Origin of the sequence: Modestobacter sp. Leaf380 (assembly GCF_001424485.1) — a bacterium.
GTDB lineage: Bacteria > Actinomycetota > Actinomycetes > Mycobacteriales > Geodermatophilaceae > Klenkia.
On sequence record NZ_LMQC01000020.1, the window covers coordinates 348130 to 367408 of the forward strand.

Annotated in this window: 18 protein-coding genes, 1 tRNA gene and 1 pseudogene; 7 read left to right on the plus strand and 13 right to left on the minus strand. The window is 68.6% G+C overall.

Features of this window, described 5'->3' with window-relative positions; all coding sequences use genetic code 11:
* Positions 1-94 precede the first annotated feature (94 nt).
* The 4 genes from ASG41_RS17075 (at position 95) to ASG41_RS17090 (ending at position 2177) form a co-directional block, all read left to right on the plus strand.
* Positions 95-652, plus strand: coding sequence for a hypothetical protein (locus ASG41_RS17075; protein ID WP_056297636.1), 558 nt, complete (start codon positions 95-97; stop codon positions 650-652).
* Positions 653-930: 278 nt separating this feature from the next.
* Positions 931-1110, plus strand: coding sequence for an AlpA family transcriptional regulator (locus ASG41_RS17080; RefSeq protein WP_056297639.1), 180 nt, complete (start codon positions 931-933; stop codon positions 1108-1110).
* Between the two features lie 51 nt (positions 1111-1161).
* A complete protein-coding gene (locus tag ASG41_RS17085; protein WP_157519477.1) occupies positions 1162-1401 on the plus strand; it encodes a hypothetical protein in 240 nt (79 codons plus the stop codon).
* Positions 1402-1718: 317 nt separating this feature from the next.
* Positions 1719-2177: a hypothetical protein gene (locus tag ASG41_RS17090; protein ID WP_157519478.1), complete on the plus strand. Its 459-nt coding sequence runs from the start codon at positions 1719-1721 to the stop codon at positions 2175-2177.
* Between the two features lie 509 nt (positions 2178-2686).
* Here the strand turns inward: ASG41_RS17090 and ASG41_RS17100 are convergent.
* The 11 genes from ASG41_RS17100 to ASG41_RS25305 all read right to left on the minus strand — a co-directional run bounded on the left by ASG41_RS17100 (position 2687) and on the right by ASG41_RS25305 (position 15757).
* Entirely contained in the window at positions 2687-2959 is a 273-nt protein-coding gene (locus ASG41_RS17100; protein WP_056297652.1) for a hypothetical protein, read from the minus strand.
* A 187-nt stretch (positions 2960-3146) separates the two neighbouring features.
* The gene (locus ASG41_RS25500; protein WP_082557042.1) at positions 3147-3443 is read right to left on the minus strand and encodes a WhiB family transcriptional regulator; all 297 of its coding nucleotides are present in this window, start codon (positions 3441-3443) and stop codon (positions 3147-3149) included.
* Positions 3440-3766 carry a hypothetical protein gene (locus tag ASG41_RS17105; RefSeq protein ID WP_056297654.1) on the minus strand — a complete coding sequence of 109 codons (327 nt, stop codon included), beginning with the start codon at positions 3764-3766 and terminating at the stop codon, positions 3440-3442. The genes ASG41_RS25500 and ASG41_RS17105 overlap by 4 nt, the downstream gene beginning before the upstream one ends.
* A gap of 53 nt (positions 3767-3819) precedes the next feature.
* Positions 3820-7785, minus strand: a complete 3966-nt coding sequence (locus ASG41_RS17110; RefSeq protein WP_056297657.1) for a phage tail tape measure protein — start codon at positions 7783-7785, stop codon at positions 3820-3822.
* Positions 7786-8091: 306 nt separating this feature from the next.
* On the minus strand, positions 8092-10518 hold the full coding sequence (locus tag ASG41_RS17115; RefSeq protein ID WP_157519481.1) for a right-handed parallel beta-helix repeat-containing protein: 2427 nt from the start codon (positions 10516-10518) through the stop codon (positions 8092-8094).
* 167 nt (positions 10519-10685) lie between these two features.
* Positions 10686-11723: a hypothetical protein gene (locus ASG41_RS17120; protein WP_157519482.1), complete on the minus strand. Its 1038-nt coding sequence runs from the start codon at positions 11721-11723 to the stop codon at positions 10686-10688.
* Entirely contained in the window at positions 11720-12481 is a 762-nt protein-coding gene (locus ASG41_RS17125) for a hypothetical protein (RefSeq protein ID WP_056297667.1), read from the minus strand. Before ASG41_RS17125 ends, ASG41_RS17120 begins: the two co-directional genes overlap by 4 nt.
* On the minus strand, positions 12478-12840 hold the full coding sequence (locus ASG41_RS17130) for a helix-turn-helix domain-containing protein (RefSeq protein ID WP_157519483.1): 363 nt from the start codon (positions 12838-12840) through the stop codon (positions 12478-12480). Before ASG41_RS17130 ends, ASG41_RS17125 begins: the two co-directional genes overlap by 4 nt.
* A 588-nt stretch (positions 12841-13428) precedes the next feature.
* Complete coding sequence (locus ASG41_RS17140; RefSeq protein ID WP_157519484.1) at positions 13429-14019, minus strand: hypothetical protein; 591 nt, start codon at positions 14017-14019, stop codon at positions 13429-13431.
* A 186-nt stretch (positions 14020-14205) separates the two neighbouring features.
* Positions 14206-14880, minus strand: a complete 675-nt coding sequence (locus ASG41_RS25505; protein WP_157519485.1) for a helix-turn-helix domain-containing protein — start codon at positions 14878-14880, stop codon at positions 14206-14208.
* 661 nt (positions 14881-15541) lie between these two features.
* Complete coding sequence (locus ASG41_RS25305) at positions 15542-15757, minus strand: AlpA family transcriptional regulator (protein ID WP_082557043.1); 216 nt, start codon at positions 15755-15757, stop codon at positions 15542-15544.
* A gap of 96 nt (positions 15758-15853) precedes the next feature.
* Here ASG41_RS25305 and ASG41_RS17160 point away from each other — a divergent pair, with 96 nt between their 5' ends.
* Complete coding sequence (locus ASG41_RS17160) at positions 15854-16621, plus strand: helix-turn-helix transcriptional regulator (protein WP_056297689.1); 768 nt, start codon at positions 15854-15856, stop codon at positions 16619-16621.
* A 203-nt stretch (positions 16622-16824) separates the two neighbouring features.
* Positions 16825-17874, plus strand: a pseudogene (xerC, locus tag ASG41_RS25510) (tyrosine recombinase XerC); the annotation flags it as partial.
* A 171-nt stretch (positions 17875-18045) separates the two neighbouring features.
* Here the strand turns inward: xerC and ASG41_RS17170 are convergent.
* Positions 18046-18119: transfer RNA gene (locus ASG41_RS17170), tRNA-Ile, on the minus strand.
* Positions 18120-18170: 51 nt separating this feature from the next.
* Here ASG41_RS17170 and ASG41_RS17175 point away from each other — a divergent pair.
* A complete protein-coding gene (locus ASG41_RS17175) occupies positions 18171-18674 on the plus strand; it encodes an OsmC family protein (protein WP_056297692.1) in 504 nt (167 codons plus the stop codon).
* Between the two features lie 64 nt (positions 18675-18738).
* Here ASG41_RS17175 and ASG41_RS17180 read toward each other — a convergent pair whose 3' ends face one another.
* Positions 18739-19011: a hypothetical protein gene (locus ASG41_RS17180; RefSeq protein ID WP_056297695.1), complete on the minus strand. Its 273-nt coding sequence runs from the start codon at positions 19009-19011 to the stop codon at positions 18739-18741.
* Positions 19012-19279 lie beyond the last annotated feature (268 nt).

Sequence of the window (19279 nt, forward strand, 5' to 3'; positions counted from 1 at the left end):
ACCGCGCGAGGCGGCACCGTCCTCACCGGCGGCGGCGGCGGCGGCGGTCGCGAGACGCTACGGTCCGGCCACCACACGACATCGGGGGATCGTCATGCGCCGTTCCGTCCTGCTCCTGCCTGCGGTCCTGCTGCTCGGCGCCTGCTCGTCGGGGACACTGGGATCGGCGTCCCCGGCGGTCGCGTCGTCGGCGGGCGCACCGGGGGCCCCGTCGGCCCCGAGCTCGTCGGGGGCGGCACCCTCGGCCGGGGAGGACCTCGTCCTCGACCAGCAGCTGACCCGGACGTTGTACGAGAGGCTCTCGTCGTCGTCCGAGGCCGGTGTCGACGCTCTCGCCGCTGCTCAGGTCGCCGGCAACCACCCTGACTACGCCTACTCGGTGGAGGAGTGCCAGGTCTTCCTGCGCGACAGCGGCATCACCGACGACTTCCGCCTCGATGCCCAGCCCGACGTGGCGTCGATGGCCCTGGACGACGGGTGGGCACTGCCCGACGGTCGGTACGCGGGCCTCGTGCCGACGGGGCGGGTCTACGCCCTGACCGTCACCTTCACCGAGTCCGACGTCACGGGCGGCGCCCCGCAGGGCCAGGACACCCCCGTGCACGTCGCGGTCCTCGACGGTGAGGCCTTCTTCTTCCAGCCCTGTGAGTGAGGCACCCACCCGGCGGGTGGTGGGGCGGGTGGGGCTCGAACCCACGACCGAGGGATTATGAGACCGGCCGACCGGGTGTCGTTGATAAGCGGCTGTGAGCGCGGCCGTCCGTTCATGCAGGTCAGTGCGTCGCATTGGATCGCCCGCGGTCGGCCCCACGCGCTGAGGTCTCGCGCGATCGTGCTCATCATGTGCCCACGCCGGGCGATGTCACATCGCCCGATGTTGGGTGTCGGATGCGGTTACAGACAGGGGGGTCTGTTGGTAGCTGATGTTCTATGGCCGCCGACAAGCTCCTGACCGTGCCCCAGACCGCAGAGTTGCTCGCCTGTTCCCGCTGGCACGTCTACGCGATGATCTCGGCCGGCAAGTTGAAGACCAGGCCGATCGGGTTGGGCGCTCGGCCCATCACTCGCGTGCTGCGCTCCAGCGTGGACGCCTTCATCCGCAACGGATGAGTTGGGCGTGTCGGCTTGCCTCTCGGCATCGTGTTTAGCATCATTCTTGGCATGGCACTCGACCAGGCGGGCAAAGTTCGAGAGAACCGCCTCCGCCGTATGGCCGACCGCCAGGGTCTCAAGCTCGTCCGCAATCGCCGCATCGATGTGAGAGCTATCGACTACGGGCTGTACTGGCTGAGGACCCAAGACGGCGAGGCCGTCACCGACCCTGAGGGCGTCTCCGTCGACGTCATTGAAGAGCGGTTGACCAACCCGCCACCCCGAAGCACGTCTTCGCCGTCCGGCTGAGACACAGACGGGCCCGACAGGTGCTACCAACACCGGCCGGGCCCTAGATCCCCACCCCCTTGGAGGGCGAGGACCATGAAGAAGAACGCTACCGGTACCCACCGACAGACTCTTCACCGCGAGGCCGCAGCTGCCCCGTCCGGGTTGAGTCGGCACCGCGCCACCCACACCCCGACGCGGCTCACCCGCCGCGGGCGCATCGTCCGCGACATGGCCGCCGGCGTCGTCATCCTCGGCGCCACCATCGTCGCCCAGCCCGTCAGCGTCGCGTTCTTCACCGCGGTCGTGTGGGCCGGCAACGTCTCCGGGCTGTCGGCATGACCGCGGCTGTGCTGCTCGGTGGCCTTGAGCTGCTCGAGCTTCCCGAGGCGCGCCTGCAGATCACCAGCCCCCTCGGCGGCGTGCTGGTCACCTCACGAGACGACTTCTTGGCTCTGCTCAGCGACGACCACCGAGCCCGTGTCATCACCGCCCTCGTCGGGGCGCACGAGCCTTGGTGCGACCCCGCTACGCACGCCCAGGTGGCCGAGGAGGACCCGAACAGTGTCGTCGGCTGCGTCGGCCTGCCCATCGGCGCCGAGGGCGGCGTGGGGGGCTGGTGGCGTCAGGTGACGCCAGCTAGTCCTGTCACGTTCGTCCTCGACGGGCGCAGCGGCCTGTCTGAGTTGTCCGCCGCTGACGTCCGCCAGGCAGCGGGCGGGCACCCGATTGACGACCTCATCGTCGATCAGGAGACCCGCCAGGTGCTGGTTCTCGCCGCGACGGCCCGCGACTAGGCGCCCAAGGAAGTAGGCAACGGGCCCCCTTCGCCGCAGCAACGGCGAGGGGGCCCGTCTCGTGCGTGGAGCCGTTGCTCCGGGGCTACGCGGAGCGCAACGGCAGAGCTACCGACGACCTACTTGCCGGACCCAAGGACGAAGCCTCGGACCACCTCGTAGTCGTCCCACAGGCGCTGACCGTCTCCCTTGAGTGGCGAGCTGTACCTCGTGCTGTACCCGGCCTGGAACAGGCTCGAGTAGGCGCGAGAAACGACCGGCTGATAGTGCTCCCGGACGACGTCAGTGGTACCCCAGGAGACGATTTGGCCGTCCGTCCGTCGGTGCACGTGGCCAGACGGGTGTCGCGGACCCTCGGGGAGATAGTCCCTGTCGAACTGCGCGTGCATCAGGTGCATGGCGCTGTAGAAGAGGGGAACAAGTGCCCACGCGGGGTGCTCGGGGCGCAGCATCCTCGCGGCACTCACCGCGTCCTCTGCCCGGATCAGATGGACAGACTCACTTGGCACTTACGCGGTGTGAGCAAGCGGCACGTCGGCCGCGTCTAACACGTCGAGCACCACGCTGATCTCATCGATCATCGATCGGGCGAAGTCGTCCACTGCCGCCACGACCTCGGCCCGGACGTCCCAGTCGAACGGGGCGAGACCAACCTCGACAAGCATTTCCCGGGCCACAACCTGCTTGATGGACACACAGGCGACGCCCTCGATCATGGTCAGCTCGTGGTCGAACTTGTAGAGACGATCCTCCACAGTCACGGACACCTCCTGCTCTCCCATACGGATAACGTCCCACGACTCACGGATCCCGGAGCACCGATGGACGCTGTGTAACGAGGCTTATCGGCGTGTTACCAACCGAACGTGACCGACTGTCACCCCACAGGGTGACTCCGGGTGACTTCAGCCTCGTGCGCCACATCCGCCTCGGGCGCCCCTGGAGCGTGCTGTTCCTGCAGTGTGGCCGCTACGGACGGCGATCCTCCGGAGTCAGACCACCCCACACTCCGAACCGCTCGTCGGCGGCTAGCGCGTAGGCCAGACATGCGCCCGCGGCGGGGCAGCGGAGGCAGCCGTCAACGGCAAGCTCAATGTCTTGCGGGGGCGTTCGCCGCTCCGGCCACCACAGGTCTGGATCGGTCTGCTGGCACGGCACCGGATGGTGCCTCTCCACGACTCGGCGTAGCTCGTCGGCCTCCGCGGCTGCGACGTCCAACCTGAGACCTGGTGGTCCTTCCGTCACTATCGAATCGGGCGTGCTCACGCGTACTTCGTGATGGCCCGCTGGTAGGTCGCCACCCGCTGTCGCTGGTCGGGCAGCCGCTCCGTCATCAGCTCAACGACGTGCCGCCCCTGCGCGTAGATCCGGGGGATGTGCTGGTTCGGGTTGTTGGCTTCTGCCGCGTGCTGCCGCAGCTCGGACTGCCGGTCCATCGCAGACACCCGCCGAGCCGCCGGCAGCCCGGCAGTGATTTCAGCGGCGAGCGTCTGCAGGCAGGCGCTGAGCATGATCTTGTCCTCCAACGTGGGCACGTGCCGCCACAGTCCAGCGAGCTTGTCGCCGTCCCCGGTCTCGAGCAGACCCAAGAGGACGTTGGCCTGGGCCAGGCCGCGTGTGATGTGTGGGGGCAGGTTGTCGGTCAGGAGTACACCTTCGATCGATAGATGTCTTCGAGTCGGCCGTTCGTGACCTCGGTGGCCATCGAGCGGAACTGCTTGCCGTCGATGTAGTTGTTGACCACGACGACGGGGGTACTGGACGCGCCGTAGCCTGGCATCGTCTGCGGGTTGAGTGCCCGCGAGATCGCTGCTGCCTGCGCCTCGGTGAGCGCCTGCCCGGCGGCTATGCGCCGCTGAGCCGAGGACAGCAGAGTTCCCTCGGACGGTCCGGCGGTGCGGCTGTAGAACGACTCCGGGACCATGGATCCGTCTTCGGCGCGCACCATGCCGCCCGACGCCATCGACAGGACCCACTCCGGCCGGCTGAGCCCGTTGTAGGTGTAGCCGGGCAGTAGCGGCCCGCCCTGGTCCCGCACGTGTGGGTTGAGGATGGATCCGGGGCCGACGTAGCCGCCGTTGGCGAACGTGTCGGCGTGCACGTGGTCGTAGTGGTTCTGGGTGGGCGACCCGCGGTCGGCCATCCGCTTGAACGGCCCACCCCTGGAGGAGATGGACTGCTGCCAGATGACGTTCTCGATGTTGAACCGGGACTTGGCGGCACCGAACGCCAGGTCGTTGGCGATCGCCCAGCCCAGCGTCTTGTCCGACGTCATCACGTCGATGGCCTTGCCGAGGGCGTGGTCGGACAGGGTGTTGGTGCCGGCGATGTTGCGTCGGGCGAACCCGCCGATGTTGCGCACCCCGTACGTTTCGGCGACGTAGGCGCGGGCGGCGGCCATGATGGGCAGCAGCCCGTTCGCGGAGCCCCCGGAAGCGGCAGCGGGCGGCTGCTCCAGGTTGGCGCCCAGCCAGGCCGCCACGGCGTCGTAGCCGGCCTGCATGGTGGCGTCGGCCCCCGAGGACAGGGGCGGCGCGAACGGTGCCGTGGAGCGCGGCTTGGGCACCGCACCGACCGAGGCGAACCCGCCGGTGGCGAAGCGGGAAACCGAAGCGCGACCCTCGTTCAGGTCGTTCAGCGCGGAGACGCCATTGCGGGCTACCGAGGACGCCTTCAAGACGTACTCGCCGTTGGACAGCCACGCCGGGATCGAGTCCGACGTGGCGGTCCCCGCACCCCAGATGGGTCCACCGTCGGCGTGTCGCCCGCCAGTACCGGGAACCGCCCGGGGTGCCGCCGCAATGACTGCGTCTCGTCCCAGGGACCTGAGAACGGGGTTCACTCCGTCGGCGAGGACGATGCCGTACTGGGCGGCGATCGCAGCGATGGTCGTCGTGCCGGCGGCCAGCTGGGCGGCGAGGGAGTCGGCGACGCCCTGGCCGGCCGTGGCAGCGATCTGCGAGAGCACCGGCTGCGCCTGCTGCAGGGTCAGGCCCCACGCACCGGTCGCGTTGGCTGCCCGCTGGGCGAAGACCCCTTCGGCTTCCGCGAGCTCGGCGTCGGTGAAGTCGACCATGTCGGCGACCAGCTGGGCGCCTTCGGGGCCCATCCGGGCGAGCTCGTCGATGGTGCCCTGCGACACCCGCGACGCGAGGATCAGCATGTTCGTCTGCCACTCGTCCTGGGCGGTGACCTGGTCACGCAGGATCTGCAGGTACTCCTGCGCCGAGACGGTGACGTCCCCGACGTAGTCCTCCCAGGAGTCCGACTGGTCTGCGGTGGCGTCGGCCGTGGCCTGAGCGGACTGCCGCTCAGCTTCCTTCTTGGAGTCCAGTAGCCCGGTGTAGGCGCCGAGGGGGGAGATGAACTCACCGAGGGACTCACCGAGTTCATCGGTGCGCTTCCGCAGATCCTCCGCGGCCTCATCGGCCAGTCCCAGCGCCGCGGCGTAGGCGGTGAAGCTCTCGTAGCCGGTGGCCGCCGAGCCGCTCGCAACACCCATGCTCGTGGCGGCCATCCCGGAGGCCTCGGCCAGGCGCATGAAGTCGGTCTGCACGATCTGCAGGGACCCGGACAGGTCGATGCCGTGCGCGTCGGCGAAGTCCTCCACCTGCGACCGGGTCAGGTCGTAGCGGCGGCCCAGGACCTCGACGTTCTGCCCGTTGCGTTCCTGCTTGTCCTCCAGGTCGTCCAGGGCGTCCTGGTAGACCTCCAGGCTCTGCCGGGCGTCCTCCACGCCGCTGGTGACGGGGATGAACGCCCGTTCGAACCAGGACCGGTTCTCCTCCGACCAGGACTCGACGACCGGGGACAGTTCATTGATCTTGTCCCGGACCTCGTCGAGGCTGCCGGTGACGTTGCCGAACCGCTCGGTGTTGCCGTCAGCGTCGTCGATGGCGTCATTCATCCGCTTCACTGACGCGGTGGCGTCGTCGCCTGCGTTGGAGAAAGCCACGAGCTCGGTGACCGCGTAGGCCAGCCCGGCAACGATGGCCAGCGGGACGGCCGCGGTGACCAGTCCGATGGCAGCGGTGCGGGCGGCGACCAGGGATCCGGTGAGGGCGCTCACGCTGCTGACCGACCCGAGGGCGCGACCGGCAAGACCGGCCATGTTCGACCCGGCAGTCAGCAGTACCCCAGACAGGGGGCCGGTGGCCAGGTACATGGCAACGACCGCAGCCGCAGCGGCCTGCAAGGGACCGGGAAGGTCCGCGATCCACGTAACGACGTCCCCGCCGACGTCGATCAAGTCGGTCAAGCCCTGCACCAGGAACCGCAGGGTGCCCTGGGTGAAGCCACCAACCACGGTCATCGTCGAGTCGAACGCCCCACCGAGCTTCTCCAGGTCGCCGCGCAGGTTGTCGTTGAGGATGCCGGCCTGCTCGGCTGCATAGCCGGCGTCGTTGACGTTGCTTGTCCACAGCTCGACCCCGGCCGCGCCACCGCCGTACAGGGCCTGGGCGGCGCCTAGGGCTTCGTTGCCGAAGATCTGGGCGAGGGCAGCGTTGCGCTGCTCCACTGTCAGGTCACCGAGGCGCTGCTGCAGCTGCCCGGCGACGCCCTCCATGCCAATGAACTGGCCCTGCCCGTCGAAGAACGACAGGTTGAGGTCGTCCATGAGTTCCCGGGTCTTGCCGACCGGGTTGGTCATCGACACCAACATGCCGCGGAACGACGTGCCGGCCTTCTCCCCGACCAGGCCGTTCGAGGCGAACAGGCCCAGGGTGCCGGCGGTCTCCTCAATCGACAGGCCCAGCCCGGCGGCCGGAAGGCCGGCGTACTGCATAGCCAGTGCCATGTCCTGCACGGAGCCCTGCGCCTTGCCCGCGCCAGCGGCCATCAGGTCAGCGACGTGGGACACCTGATCCCCTGCGAGACCGAACACCACCATCTGGGTGGCGGCGATCTCCGCGGCCTGCCCAACCTCGAGCTGACCGGCGGCGGCCAAATCAAGAGCGCCAGCCAACCCACCGTTGAGGATGTCGGCGGTGGACACACCGGCCTTGGCGAGCTCGGTGATGCCCTGCGCGGCTTCCTCGGAGCTGTACTGAGTCGCCGCCCCCGCCTCGATAGCGAGGTCACGCAGGTCCCCAAGCACCGAGCCCGTCGCCATCGTCGCGGCCTGAACCTGCGACATCGCGGACTCGAACGCCGCACCACGGAACGCGGCGTAGCCGAACCCCAGGGCGACGGCACCAAGACCGGCCGTCAGCGGGGACATCGATGTGCCCAGCAGCCCGTTCGACGCCGTCAGACCGCTGATCGCGGCCTGCTGTGCGCGAGCGGACACTGTCATCGACTCGGCCGCACGAGCGTGAGCGCGGGACTGAGCCGTTGCCGACGCCGCGGCAGCCTCGGCGGCGCGGGTGTTCGCCCCGATGATCTGGCCCGACGCTGCGGTCTGCGTGCGGGCGCCGGCTTCCGCACTTCCACCGGCTCGGCCCGCCGCCGCAGCCTGGGCCTGCGCAGAAGCGCCCATCGCGGCGGAGACCCGAGTCAGAGAGCCTGTGACGGCCTGCTCGTAGGCGCGGGTGGATGCCGCAGCCTTCGTATAGACCGGGGACAGCAGGTCCCGGCCTAGCAGGATCGTCTCAAGGGTCCTGGCCATCAGCCCGTCACCCCCGGACGGGGTGCGGGCGACAGCCAGCGAGGTCGCGTCTCAACTGACTGCCGCCCGGGGGAACCACTCACAACAGCAGCCTTAGGTGCTGTCGTACGTGGTGCGGTCGTCCTGTCCTACACAGGTAGAGCGGTAGCACTCAATCGGTCAGCCACGTCAGCACCTATTCAGTTGTGAGGGTTGCCATCAGGCCCAGGTCTCGACGGTGAAGCTGGTCATCCGCAGTACCGCCGCGGCTGCGGCCCGGGTGGTGATCTCGACGGCCACGGTCATTGGGCCGGTGTTCCACCGTGGTCACCTCTTGTCGGCCACGATCGTCGGGGCAGCGCTGTAGGTGACGGTGGCGGACTCGCCCGGGGCCAGTCGCACCATGCGGTTGGTCGTGGTCGCCACGGTTGTTGCGCCCTTGGCGATGGTTGCCACCGTCCCGCCGTCCACGTACAGGTCCTCGGGGGCGTTCCCTGCTGTGTAAGTGAACGGGCTAGCCGTGACGGGCACAGCGGTGGGCCCAGCAGGCGGCAGGCCCAGGTTGTCCACGATGACCGAGGTGGCGTCCAGCAGCCCAGCGGCCGAGTACCCGACCGAGGTCGGGGATCCGATGAAGTTGTTGTCCTTCATCACCAGCCCAATCTGGGCGTAGGTGACCACTCGCAGGCCGATCGTCTGGGTGGGGGTGGTCTGGTCGTCGTAGAAGCGGTTGTCGGCCACCTCGAGGCCGGTCGTTGCGACCGCGAGCCGGATGCCGTAGGTGTCGTTCGCCGAGGCCCGCACCCCGTTGTTGACGATCGTGTTCCCCCGGATGCGGCAGTTGTAGACCCGCTTGCTGACGCCGCCGTTGAAGCCCAGCAGCATCCCGGACTGACCGTTGCCGCGGACGTGGTTGTCGCTGATCTCCACGCCGTAGGAGTCGACGGTGTAGATCTGGTAGACGATCCCGTAGCCGCGGTTGCCGAGGACCTGGTTGTTGGTGACGCGGCAGCGGATGACCGACTTGCTGGTGTGGCTTGAGGTGCCCTGGTCGGAACCGTCGATCCAGATGCCGTGGCCAGCGGCGTTGGTGACGCCGTTGCGGCAGATGTTGCCGGTGATCAGGGTGTCGATGCCGGGCACCCCGGCGGGGATGGTGCCGCCGCCGATGGCGATCTGGGCGAGGGTGTTGCCCTCGCAGATGTTGCCTTCGATGACGGTGCCGAGGGCGCCGGCGTCGAGGATGCCGAAACGCATCCCGCTGACGTAGTTGCCGATGATCCGGACGCCGGAGGTCATCGTGGCTGCGGTGCCGGACTGGGACTCGACGAAGATGCCGTTGTTGCCGTTGGGCGCGATCGTCGAGGTGGCGACGCCGAGGATGACGTTGCCGATGACGAGGACCTGCTCGGCGTTGGTCGTGGACAGGGTCCCGATGCCGATCCCGGACCCGCCTGGCAGGTTGCCGGCAGCGGCGCAGCGGCCGGGGTTCACGATGAGGTTGAACCCCAGGGTGCACTGGTCTCGGGAGTTGTCGTACGGGATCGCGGTGGCGGGGGAGTCCCAGATGGCGATGTTCATCGTGGACGACTGGCCCATGTTGAACAGGTTGTAGGGCTTGGTCGAGGACGAGTAGGAACCGCCGCAGTTCATGTTCCCGGCTTCGATGCCGAAGTCCCGGTCGTGGACCGCTGAGATCTGACCGCCGGCGGCCCGCATCCAGCCCCCGGAGGCGGTGATGGGGCAGATCAGGGAGATGCTGCGGCCGTCGCCGAAGTAGGAGACGTAGGAGTAGCGGTTGAGCTGGGCGGTGGTGATGGACCGGCCAGCGGGGATGAAGACCCGGCCACCGCGGGTGGAGAACTGGCCCAGGGCCCGGGCTGCGTCCTGGGCGGCGTTGAACGCCGCGTCGTCAGATGTGCCGAAGGTGGCCCGCCCGGCGGACACGGTGCTGATCGCGTTGTTGTTCAAGGTGGCGGTGTTGCCAGAGACGGACACGATCGTGGACTGCAGCACGGTGTTGATGGCGCTGGTGGTGGTGCCGGCACCTTCGACGCCGATGACCTTGCCGATGTCGGCGGAGATGAAGGTGTAGGCCGTGGAGGTGAGGACCGCGGAGCCAGCGGTCATCGACACGTCCTCCAGGCGGATCCCGTCGCACTTGGCTCCGTAGTCCTTGATGCTGAACACCCGCTGCCCGGCCAAGCCACCGCTGCCGCTGCCGCCGGAGGCGGTGACGACCAGGTCGACGCGGTTCGCTGCGTCGTTGTAGGCGGCTGTAATCCCGGTGTGCTGGCCGTTGACCAGCAGTGCCGCCGCGGCGTCCTGAGCCTGCTCGTCGGTGTAGCTGACGCCACCGCCGCCAGTGGGCAGTGCGTCGGTGACAGCCTTGAGGCCTGCTGGAGTAACAGCCCGAACTGCGTCTGTGCCGGTGATCGTCTCGGCGTTCGTCGCCAGCTCGACGATGCCGCGGGTGGTCGTGGATGCGTTCTCAACTGACCCACCACCCCCGCCAGAAGCTCCAATCAACCCGCGGACCGAGGACCCAGTGGTGGATCCCGCGTTGTTGACCAGGCCTGCGACCTCGGTGTCCAGAGACGCGTTGTTCACCGGCGGTTCCGGGTCGGCCGGGTTGACCAGCACCCAACCCTTCCCCTGCCAGTACAGGATCACGTCCGGCCGGTTCGGGTAATCCCGGGTGGCGTTCAGGGCGGCATTGAACATGGGCACGGTGTCGGTTGCAGGACCACTCACAACAGCAGCCTCAGGGGTTGTCCTACGTAGTGAGTTCGCGTTGTCCTACGTGAGAGGGAAGTGCCGGGACGCAGGTGACCCCGCCTTCCTCCGGCGGACATCAATCACCTTGGATCCAGCGGCGACAGAGAAGCGCCGCCGGTGACTTTGACGCCCCGGCACAAGTCTTATGAGCTGATCGCCGCCGCGTGCTTCGTCATGTCGACGTCGCAGCCGTTTTGGCACGCAATGGCCAACACTGCGCCCTTCGTGGCATCAGAGGATTCAGTCTTGGCCCGCTTCGTCACCGGCGCAGTGCTGCGGCAGCTTGGACAACGGCTGTAGTCCACCCACACAGACTGGGTGCCATTGGCCATCAAAGAGCCCGGGCGCACCTCTCGGGCCAGCACAGCCCCGCCGCAGGTCACCTTTGCGCTACCCCCGCCGGCCTGCAGCTTGACCCGCTTGCCCCACATGCGGCTCCCGTCCTGGTCGGGCAGGGTGACAACTTCAATGCCGCCGTACTGGCCGCTGGTCGAGACCTCGAAAGTGGCGGATCCGACGCCTTCACTGATCCGGCAACTGACCTGGCTCTCGCTGTCCACGTCGTCCCAGGCGGGCACCAAGATGGAGGCGGTGGGCACGACCGGCGCCACAGCCCGCGCCGCAGCGGCACGTTCAGCGGCCACACGCTGCTCCAGGCGGCTGGCCTCATCGAGGAGGGGCTGTACCGGATCCCACAGAACGGTCCCGTGAGGAACCTCCCAGGAGAAGTGGCCGTCGTTGAACATCCCGGACTGGATGTCCTCCTTCGAAGGCTCGAACGGGACGTAGTCGACACCGTCCAGCTCGCGCAGTTGCGCTAGCAGCGTGGTGACCTTGGCCTGATGCGCCTCGGCCGTAGCCGTGAACTTCGCGGCCTGGTCACGCATCTCCACGGCCCGTGCCTCGTCGAGGTCCCACCGAGCAAGGACAAGCTGCTCCTCGGCAGCCGCAGACGCACCCTGGGCACCAACGATCCACGTCCGCAGATCCATCTGCCGGATGGTCAGCTCACGAACGGCAGAGGCCGGGTCGTGGGCCAGCACAGCCGCACCGGAGTCGCGCTCCAAGTCAGCGAGCTCACGCCTGCGGTTCTCCGCTTCGGTGGTCCAGCGGGCAACCTCTCGCTCAAGCCGCTCAACCTCGGACTCGGCACCCCGCAACGTCCTCAGGATGTTGCTCATGCGTCCCACCGGGACCTCCACGACGACTCGATGACCTCATAGGAGCCGCCGCGTCCGGCGCGAGTCACGAAGTCCACCGACTGACCGTCCACGATCTTGGTAGCGATGCGTCCTCGCCGGCCCTCGGCCTCACCGATCTCCAGCTCAGCCGACGCCCGGATCGACATCCCGATCGACCGGGCCATGTCCGGCTGACCCAAGGTCTGGGCCCAACCCGGCAGCAGCTGCGCCTCCGCGACCACCGCCGACCCAGACCAACGGGCATCAGTCGTCAACACCGCAGCCAGATCACGCACCGACCGCTCCGGCCTGTCGTTGAGCTCCCGCTGCGTGGGGTGATCAGCGAAGCAATGTGTGCCAGCCGGCCACACCTTGTCGCGCACCGCGGCCTCAAGCACCTGAGCTGAGTAGTAGCAAGACGAACCCCACCCCGGGCTGATCAGCGTGACCCGCAGACGGCCGGCGCTCGTCACCACGGGGGCGACTGTCGTCGACTCCTGCAGCTGCGTGAGCCCCCGCGTCAGCGTCCCCGCCGATTCCGAGACACCAGTCGCCGCCCGGCGGGCCTCCTCCGCCTCCCAGAGGGCCGTCTGCCGAGCGTGCTCGAGGTACTGGGCGTTCGAGTGCATCGCCGGCAGCCAGTTGGGGCGCGAGACGACCTGCTCACCCGCGCCCTCCCGCAGCCGCGGGGAGCGCCCCAACGCCTCATCCATCTCCGCCAGCTGACGCCGGGCCACATCCTGCTGCGAAATGCTCACGACGCCACCGCCTGCCGGTACGCCAGCACAGACGCCCGCGTCACCAACGTCTTCCGCGGCGAGACAGCCCGACCGCGCAACACACCCTCGACCACCAAACGGAGCACCGTCCTCGAACTCACATGCAGCACGTCAGCCGCCTCCCTCGTCGTGAACTCATGAGGCAACCCTGAGCCCGTGTCCGACACCGCGGCCGCCGCCTGTCCTACCTCCGCCCCAGCGAACGCCCGCTGCCAGTTCGCCACGTAACCCAAATCGACCAAGTCGTCATCAACAGCAAGCTGGTCCTCAACGGGGAGGTCACGCTTCACCCGGTTCATCCAGCCCACGAACCCGCTTTTGTCCGCCTCCAAGTACATGACCAGCAGCCGAGCCGTGGCCGGGGACAACGTGGCACGCAGAGGGCGCCGCCCTGGGCCGTTCACGAAGCCTCCCCGTAGACAGTGGCCTCGCAGCCGGCGCAGGAACGTCCTGTGACCAGCAGCGTCCGCAGGTGGAAGCCGAATACCTCGAGCGGGGCCACGGCCCGGCACACGTCGCACCGCGGGCCGTCCAACGACCCCGGCAAGGCCTTCGCCGCCCGCCCCGCGCACGCCTTGCACAGGAGCTGCTCCGCGTGGGCGGGCAACAGCACCAAGTCAGAGCCCTCCCCCGGCCAGTGCGGGCAGCGGTTTCGCCGTGCCCGCTTCACCAGCCGCACAACCCACGCCGACGGCTCGCGCGTGTAGTCGGTGCCACGGGCACCCGCCATCGCTACAAAGCGGTCAGCGGCCTCCTCAAGGGCACCAGCGGCCTGGTCAGCAAGAAACGTCGTTCGGGCGTGGTTCAAATCAATCCGGGTCACGCGGCACATCCCTTGACCAGGCCCGACCCAGGGATTGCAGATCCCACACTGAGGCCCTGAGCTGCGCTGATGTCGGCCGTGGTCACACGGTGAGCACCAGCCCTCATGCCTGCAACTCCCGCAGTCGAGTCGAGACGACCTGCAGAACACGGCGGTCGCTCAGGCTGTGCCCGAGGTCGCTCAAGATGGCCCGGATAGCGGCAGCGACCTGCGCCCCCTGCTGCTCGGCGATACGAACGCGGCGCTCGTCCACGCCCGCATCCAGCACGGCCTTCGAAAGCCGGCTGACGAGCTCCATCCATGTGCGCAGCGCATCCAGGTCGTGAGCGCGCAGCTCGCCCGAACGCTCCACCCGCTGCTGCAGCGAACGCAGCACCTGGTCCGCGTTCACTGCCGCCGCAGCCAGCGCCTCCCCCGGATCCCGTGGCACGTACTGGTCGGAGAACATCGCGACCGCCTCGGCAGCAGCCAAGCGCGCCTCCCGCTGCCGCCGCACCTGTCTCGCGCTGCCGCCATGCCAGCCACAGACACCACCACCAGGTACACGCTGCCCGCACTGCTTGCCTGTGCGCTTCGACGTGGCGGTGCAACGGGATGAGCTGTTCAGATGGCTCATGAGCTTGGGCCCGCTCAAGAGGTCAAAGCCGTCCGCGGGCTCTGCCTGGCCGTCCGTGGCTGCCGAGATGCGGCTCATCGGGGGTTCCCTTCGAGCTGGTAGGTGAGGTTGTGGCTGCGGTTTGCGAGGTGGGGGCGGCAGGTGAGGCAGGGGACGGCGAGCCCGTCGGGGGTGTCGGGCAGCCAGCCGGCGACGCAGCGAGGGTCGTGGGGGAGGGGGTCAGCAGTCCTGACCCGCTCGTCCTCGATGAGGTCGCCGTAACGGTCATGAGGCATGTCGTCGGGCTCCCTTGGTCTCGCTGGCGCAGGCGGTGCACGGCCATCCGCTGAACTCGTGTCCGTGCTTGTTGCATCGCGGGTTCGCGCGTGCGGTCTGTGGGTGCGTTGGGATCTGAACCACGGTTGTTCTGGTCGTTGTGCTGGTAGGTGGTTGGTCTCTTAAGTGATGGGCGGCAGCTGCTGCCGGTTGGGGTGCGTGAGCTGCCGGTTGGGAGGAAGGAGCTGCCGGTTGGGGTGCGCTCAGCTGCCGGTTGGGACTCGACGTACCGGCAGCTGCTGCCGGTTGGGAACGGGGGCCAGGCGGCAGCTGCTGCCGGTTGGGAACGACTTCCTCGTCAGTGGTGAGGAGGTCGAATCGCTCGAGCAGGTCGGCTGGGATCTGCAGCTGGTAGACGTCGGCGAAGGCGTGGGTGCCACGCATCCCGCCCTTGACGGTTCGGTGGACAAGCCCCAGGTCCCGAAGGTTGGTGAGGGCGCCGCGGACGGACCGCTCCGACAACCCGGTGACGGCCGCTAGCCGGGCTGCGCCGGGGTAGATGCGCGACCCGTCGCCGTCTGCGTACGTGGCCATCGCGAACCCGACAGCCTTGGTCGTTGAGGGCAGCCGACAGCGACGGAACACCCGTTCCCACTCGAAGCGGCCGGCGTTCTCGACGCTCACCAGGCGAAGCCGCCCTCACACGGCGTCGTGTCGATTGTCAGAGCGGTCACCTGACACCCGACCCGACCCAAAGCCGCTGAACACCGTTGCGTCGACTGCCGCGCCGGCTAGGGGTGTAACCGACTGGCTCGATCTGCCCAGCTGAGCGTGCAGCGAGGAATAGGCCGCCGACCGCGTTTGGGTGGTCCGGCATCGGCGCACCGAGGGCGTGGCAATCGTCGCTGGTGAACGGCCGTCCCGTGCTGGCCAGGAAAGCGATCGCGGTGCGCCAGGCGGAGATGGCCCAGGGATCCGCGGCTTCGACGGCCTGACGAGGGCCTAAAGATCCGGTACCTTTCGGGGTGAGACCCAGCGCGTTGGTGGCGACGTTCTCAGAAGAGCCGGTCGGGATGCCCCCCGCCGGCTCTTCGCCTGTCTGGCTCATGTCGTGCTCCCTATTGAGTTGTGGGTCGTCTGGGGCTCAAGCTCCAAACCGAGAAACCTGCATAGGGATGCGACCGGGACGACGACGCGGTTCCCGACACGCACGGCCGGGAAGTCGAGCTCGCCGCGACGGAACAGCTCGTAGGCCTTGGTGCGCTTCGCCCCGTAGGCCGCATCGCACGCCGTCACGAGGTCGGTGCGGACACCGAGTGCCCTTAGCCGCTCGGGAGTCCACGGCTCAGGCAACATGAGAGGCGTTGGCGGTGGCCCCGACGTGGCTGGAACGTGCTCCGTCCACCAACCACTCCTCGACGTCGGATGGGCGGTAACGGACCTGCCGGCCGACCCGAACGAACGCCGGCCCCTCACCCAGCGCCCGCCAACGGCGGAGGGTCGACTCGGATACGTCCAGACACTCGCTGAGCGTGGAAGGACTGAGGACGGTCTGACTCATGACTCATCTCCTACGGGTTGGATCTCCAACACGAAGGAATCATCAACGCCACGCGCGGTTGCAAGCAACCACAAGCGGCATTAAGCTCCAACCCAAATGAATGGGACCGAGAGTGACCAGCCGTCAGCCACCGTCGAGGACGTCCTCGCCCGGGCCAACGCGCAGATAGAGCGAGCTCAGGCCGAGCAGCTTCGAGATCAGGGCTACGAGTCCATGGACGAGCTGCTCGCAGCGGCCGAGACGCAGGCGCGCGAGCAGGCCCTGGGCCAACCGTCCTGGGCCGATCTTGAGGAGTCGCTGACCAGCCTGGCTGCCGAGGACCACATCGCTCGCAGACTTGAGTCGCTGCGGACACGTGCGGGCCTCTCACAGGAGGCGCTGGCAGCACGGCTGAGGGCGCTCGGAGTTCAGATGCCCCAGTCGTCGATCTCGAAGATCGAGGGACCCGTGAGGCTCGGCCGCGGCAAGCGCCGAGACATCACTGTCGACGAAGCCATCGCTCTCTCGAAGGCCCTCGGAGTGAGCCTCACCGAGCTGTTGCTACCCGATGATGCGCTGGATGACCTGCATCTCCACCGGATCATGGCGAGCGCAGGCAAGCTGTGGCAGGCGCGCCAGGTAGCGCAGCTGGACTACGAGTACGCCGTCGGCAAGTTGGTGCAGGCCGCTCAGGAACGACCGGAGTGGCGCAGCCGGTTCGCCGAGGACCTGGACCTTCTCTGGCGCATCGAGAAGGGTACGGACGACGAGGGGACCCCCCTCACCGACCTGCCTCTGCCCTCCATGGAGACGACCTGCGTGCGAGAGGTGCTTGCGGACGTCACGAGCCGCCTCGAGGCCAAGGCCAGCGAGGGTGAAGCGTGAAGGGCTCCACCCACAAGCGCTGCGGCTGTCGGGACGAGAACGGCCGTCAGTACGGGGCTCGCTGTCCCAAGCTGGGCAGGAAGGGCCACGGCGCCTGGTGGGGTCGCTACGACGCCCCACGGGCCGTCGACGGGCGGCGCCGGCAGGAAAAGCTCGGACCGTTCGCGACGAGGGCGGAAGCAGAGACCGCTCTGGCTGATGCCGTGCAATCGGTCAGCCGCGGGACGTACCTGCGCCCGGAGCGCGACCTCACCGTCGGCCGCTACCTCGACGAGTGGCTGGAGGGGAAGACGCGCCTCAAGGCCTCGACGCGCCACGGCTACGACCAGCACATCCGGCTGTACCTGCGGCCGGCCCTGGGGCACCTGCGACTGTCGGACCTGCGCGACGTCGATCTAGACGCCTTGTATGCCGCGATGCGGCACATCGGGCGCCACGTGGATGCCCGGCCCTCGCCTCTGCTGCGCCGGCTGCTCGAGGTTCGCACTGACACCGCTGCGGCCCGCCGACCTCTCTCGGACGCCACCATCCGCCGTGTGCACGCCACCGTCATGTCCGCTCTCAGCGCGGCCGTGAAGCGTCGGAAGATCGCGGTCAACCCTGGCGAGCATGTCGAGCTTCCCGCCGGCCGCGCAGACCGCCCCCTCGTCTGGACGGACCACCGCATCGAGTCCTGGCGCCGAACGGGGAAGCGCCCGGCCACGTCGATGGTCTGGACCCCGGAGCAGGCCGGCGCGTTCCTCGACTACGCCGCGGCAGACGAGCTCGCGCCCATGTGGCACCTCATTGCCTTCCGAGGACTCCGCCGCTCCGAGGCAGTCGGCCTGCCATGGTCCGACGTCGACCTTGACAGAAGGACGCTGACGGTTCGGGAGACCCTCGTGCAGGTCGGGCGAGACGTTGTCGGGGGTGACACCAAGACCGAGGCCAGCGCCCGGACGGTGAGCCTCGACGCCGGCACCCTCGAGGTGTTGCGCGCCCACCGGCGGCGTCAGACCGAGCTGAGGCTGCTCCTCGGCAAGGCGTGGACCGACACCGGGCTTGTCTTCACCAAGGCCGACGGAACCGCCCTGCTGCCCAACAGCGTCTCCCAGCGCTTCGACCGGCTCGTGGTGCGGTCAGGGTTGCCACCCGTCCGCCTGCACGACCTCAGGCACCTCGCCGCATCGCTGACGTACCGGGCCACCCGGGACATCAAGCTCACGAGCAAGCTGCTCGGCCACGCGTCCACGGCCATCACCGAGCAGGTCTACCTGTCGGTGTTCGAGGACGTCGAGCGCGACGCCGCCGAGTCGGCCGCCGCCTTGGTGCCGCGGGCCCCCCGGCGGTCCGCGGGCGATTCAGTGCCCACTATGTGCCCACCTGCCAGTCCGACGATGGGCCAGGTCAGCAGCCTGCCGGGCGAACCCGCAGGTGAGGAGGAGTGGGGCGGGTGGGGCTCGAACCCACGACCGAGGGATTATGAGTCCCGTGCTCTGACCGGCTGAGCTACCGCCCCCGCTGTCGCGCAGCGCGTGCGGACAGCCTGCCATGCGGGTTGACTCGCACCATGGACGCCGCCGCCCTGCGTGAACTGCAGGCCCCGCTCAAGCAGAAGTACAAGGACGACCCGGCCACCGCGATGGCGCACCTGCATGCGGAGGGCGACTTCCGTGACGGCGGGATCACCGCCACCGTCGACACCTGGTCCGGGCCGCAGCGCGCCGGGTTCCACGAGACGACCGGTGGTGACGGCTCGGACGCCTGCTCCGGCGACATGCTGCTGCAGGCGCTGCTGGGCTGCTCCGGGGTGACCCTGCGCAGCGTGGCCACCGCGATGGGCATCGAGGTCCGCAGCGCGAAGCTGTCGGCCACCGGGACGATGGACGCCCGCGGCACTCTCGGTGTCTCCCGGGAGGCCCCGGTCGGCATGACCGGCATCGAGGTCGTCATGGAGCTGGACACCGACGCCGACGACGCGAAGCTCGTCAAGCTCGCCGAGCTGACCGAGCGGTACTGCGTGGTCGCCCAGACCCTGGCCGAGAAGCCGACGATGACGGTCCGCCGCGCCTGACCCCCGACGCGAACGGCCCCCGTCCTGGACCAGGACGGGGGCCGTTCGTGTGTGTCGGGGTGCGTCAGTCGAGCGCGAGCTCCGCGCAGACCACGCAGGCCGGCGTGCGGTGGGCGTCGGGCCAGACGGCGGCGCGCTCGGCGCGGGCCACCTGTCGGCCGCACAGCGCGAAGGTGACACCGGTCGGGCCGGGCTCGATGGCGTGCCACGGGCCGCTGGAGTCGACGATCCCGGTGCCCAGGCCGCCGTCCCAGAGCACCTGGATGGCCGCCTGGCCGCAGACGAACGTCTCGAGGTCGATGGAGGCGTGGCGTCCTCTGCGCTGCGTCGAAGTCACGCAAGCAGGTTTGCAGTGTCACGCAGGGTCATCGGGGACGACGCGCGGTGCGTCGGTAACGAGATAGTCACGGTCCGCCATCACGGCTCGATCGGGCCATCTGCTCGTCAGCAAGTGCCAAGTCGCGCCCCTGTGGAGGTGACATCTGCCGTGACGCTTCCTGGCGAAATGGCGGGTCTCGGCGTGACCTGCCATGGCCCGCTCGCAGGAGTCCTGACTCGCCCGGGCGGATCCCGAGCCGCCCGTTGTGCCTCACCGCGCTGCGTCG

Excerpts from the sequence above, each read along its gene's own strand:
- ASG41_RS17075 (WP_056297636.1), top strand. The coding sequence starts at position 95 with ATGCGCCGTTCCGTCCTGCTCCTGCCTGCGGTCCTGCTGCTCGGCGCC.
- ASG41_RS17120 (WP_157519482.1), bottom strand. The coding sequence starts at position 11,723 with ATGAGCAACATCCTGAGGACGTTGCGGGGTGCCGAGTCCGAGGTTGAG.
- ASG41_RS17100 (WP_056297652.1), bottom strand. The coding sequence starts at position 2,959 with ATGGGAGAGCAGGAGGTGTCCGTGACTGTGGAGGATCGTCTCTACAAG.
- ASG41_RS17110 (WP_056297657.1), bottom strand. The coding sequence starts at position 7,785 with ATGGCCAGGACCCTTGAGACGATCCTGCTAGGCCGGGACCTGCTGTCC.
- ASG41_RS17080 (WP_056297639.1), top strand. The coding sequence starts at position 931 with ATGGCCGCCGACAAGCTCCTGACCGTGCCCCAGACCGCAGAGTTGCTC.
- ASG41_RS17085 (WP_157519477.1), top strand. The coding sequence starts at position 1,162 with ATGGCACTCGACCAGGCGGGCAAAGTTCGAGAGAACCGCCTCCGCCGT.
- ASG41_RS17140 (WP_157519484.1), bottom strand. The coding sequence starts at position 14,019 with ATGAGCCGCATCTCGGCAGCCACGGACGGCCAGGCAGAGCCCGCGGAC.
- ASG41_RS17090 (WP_157519478.1), top strand. The coding sequence starts at position 1,719 with ATGACCGCGGCTGTGCTGCTCGGTGGCCTTGAGCTGCTCGAGCTTCCC.
- ASG41_RS17160 (WP_056297689.1), top strand. The coding sequence starts at position 15,854 with ATGAATGGGACCGAGAGTGACCAGCCGTCAGCCACCGTCGAGGACGTC.
- ASG41_RS17175 (WP_056297692.1), top strand. The coding sequence starts at position 18,171 with ATGGACGCCGCCGCCCTGCGTGAACTGCAGGCCCCGCTCAAGCAGAAG.
- ASG41_RS17130 (WP_157519483.1), bottom strand. The coding sequence starts at position 12,840 with ATGTACTTGGAGGCGGACAAAAGCGGGTTCGTGGGCTGGATGAACCGG.
- ASG41_RS25305 (WP_082557043.1), bottom strand. The coding sequence starts at position 15,757 with ATGAGTCAGACCGTCCTCAGTCCTTCCACGCTCAGCGAGTGTCTGGAC.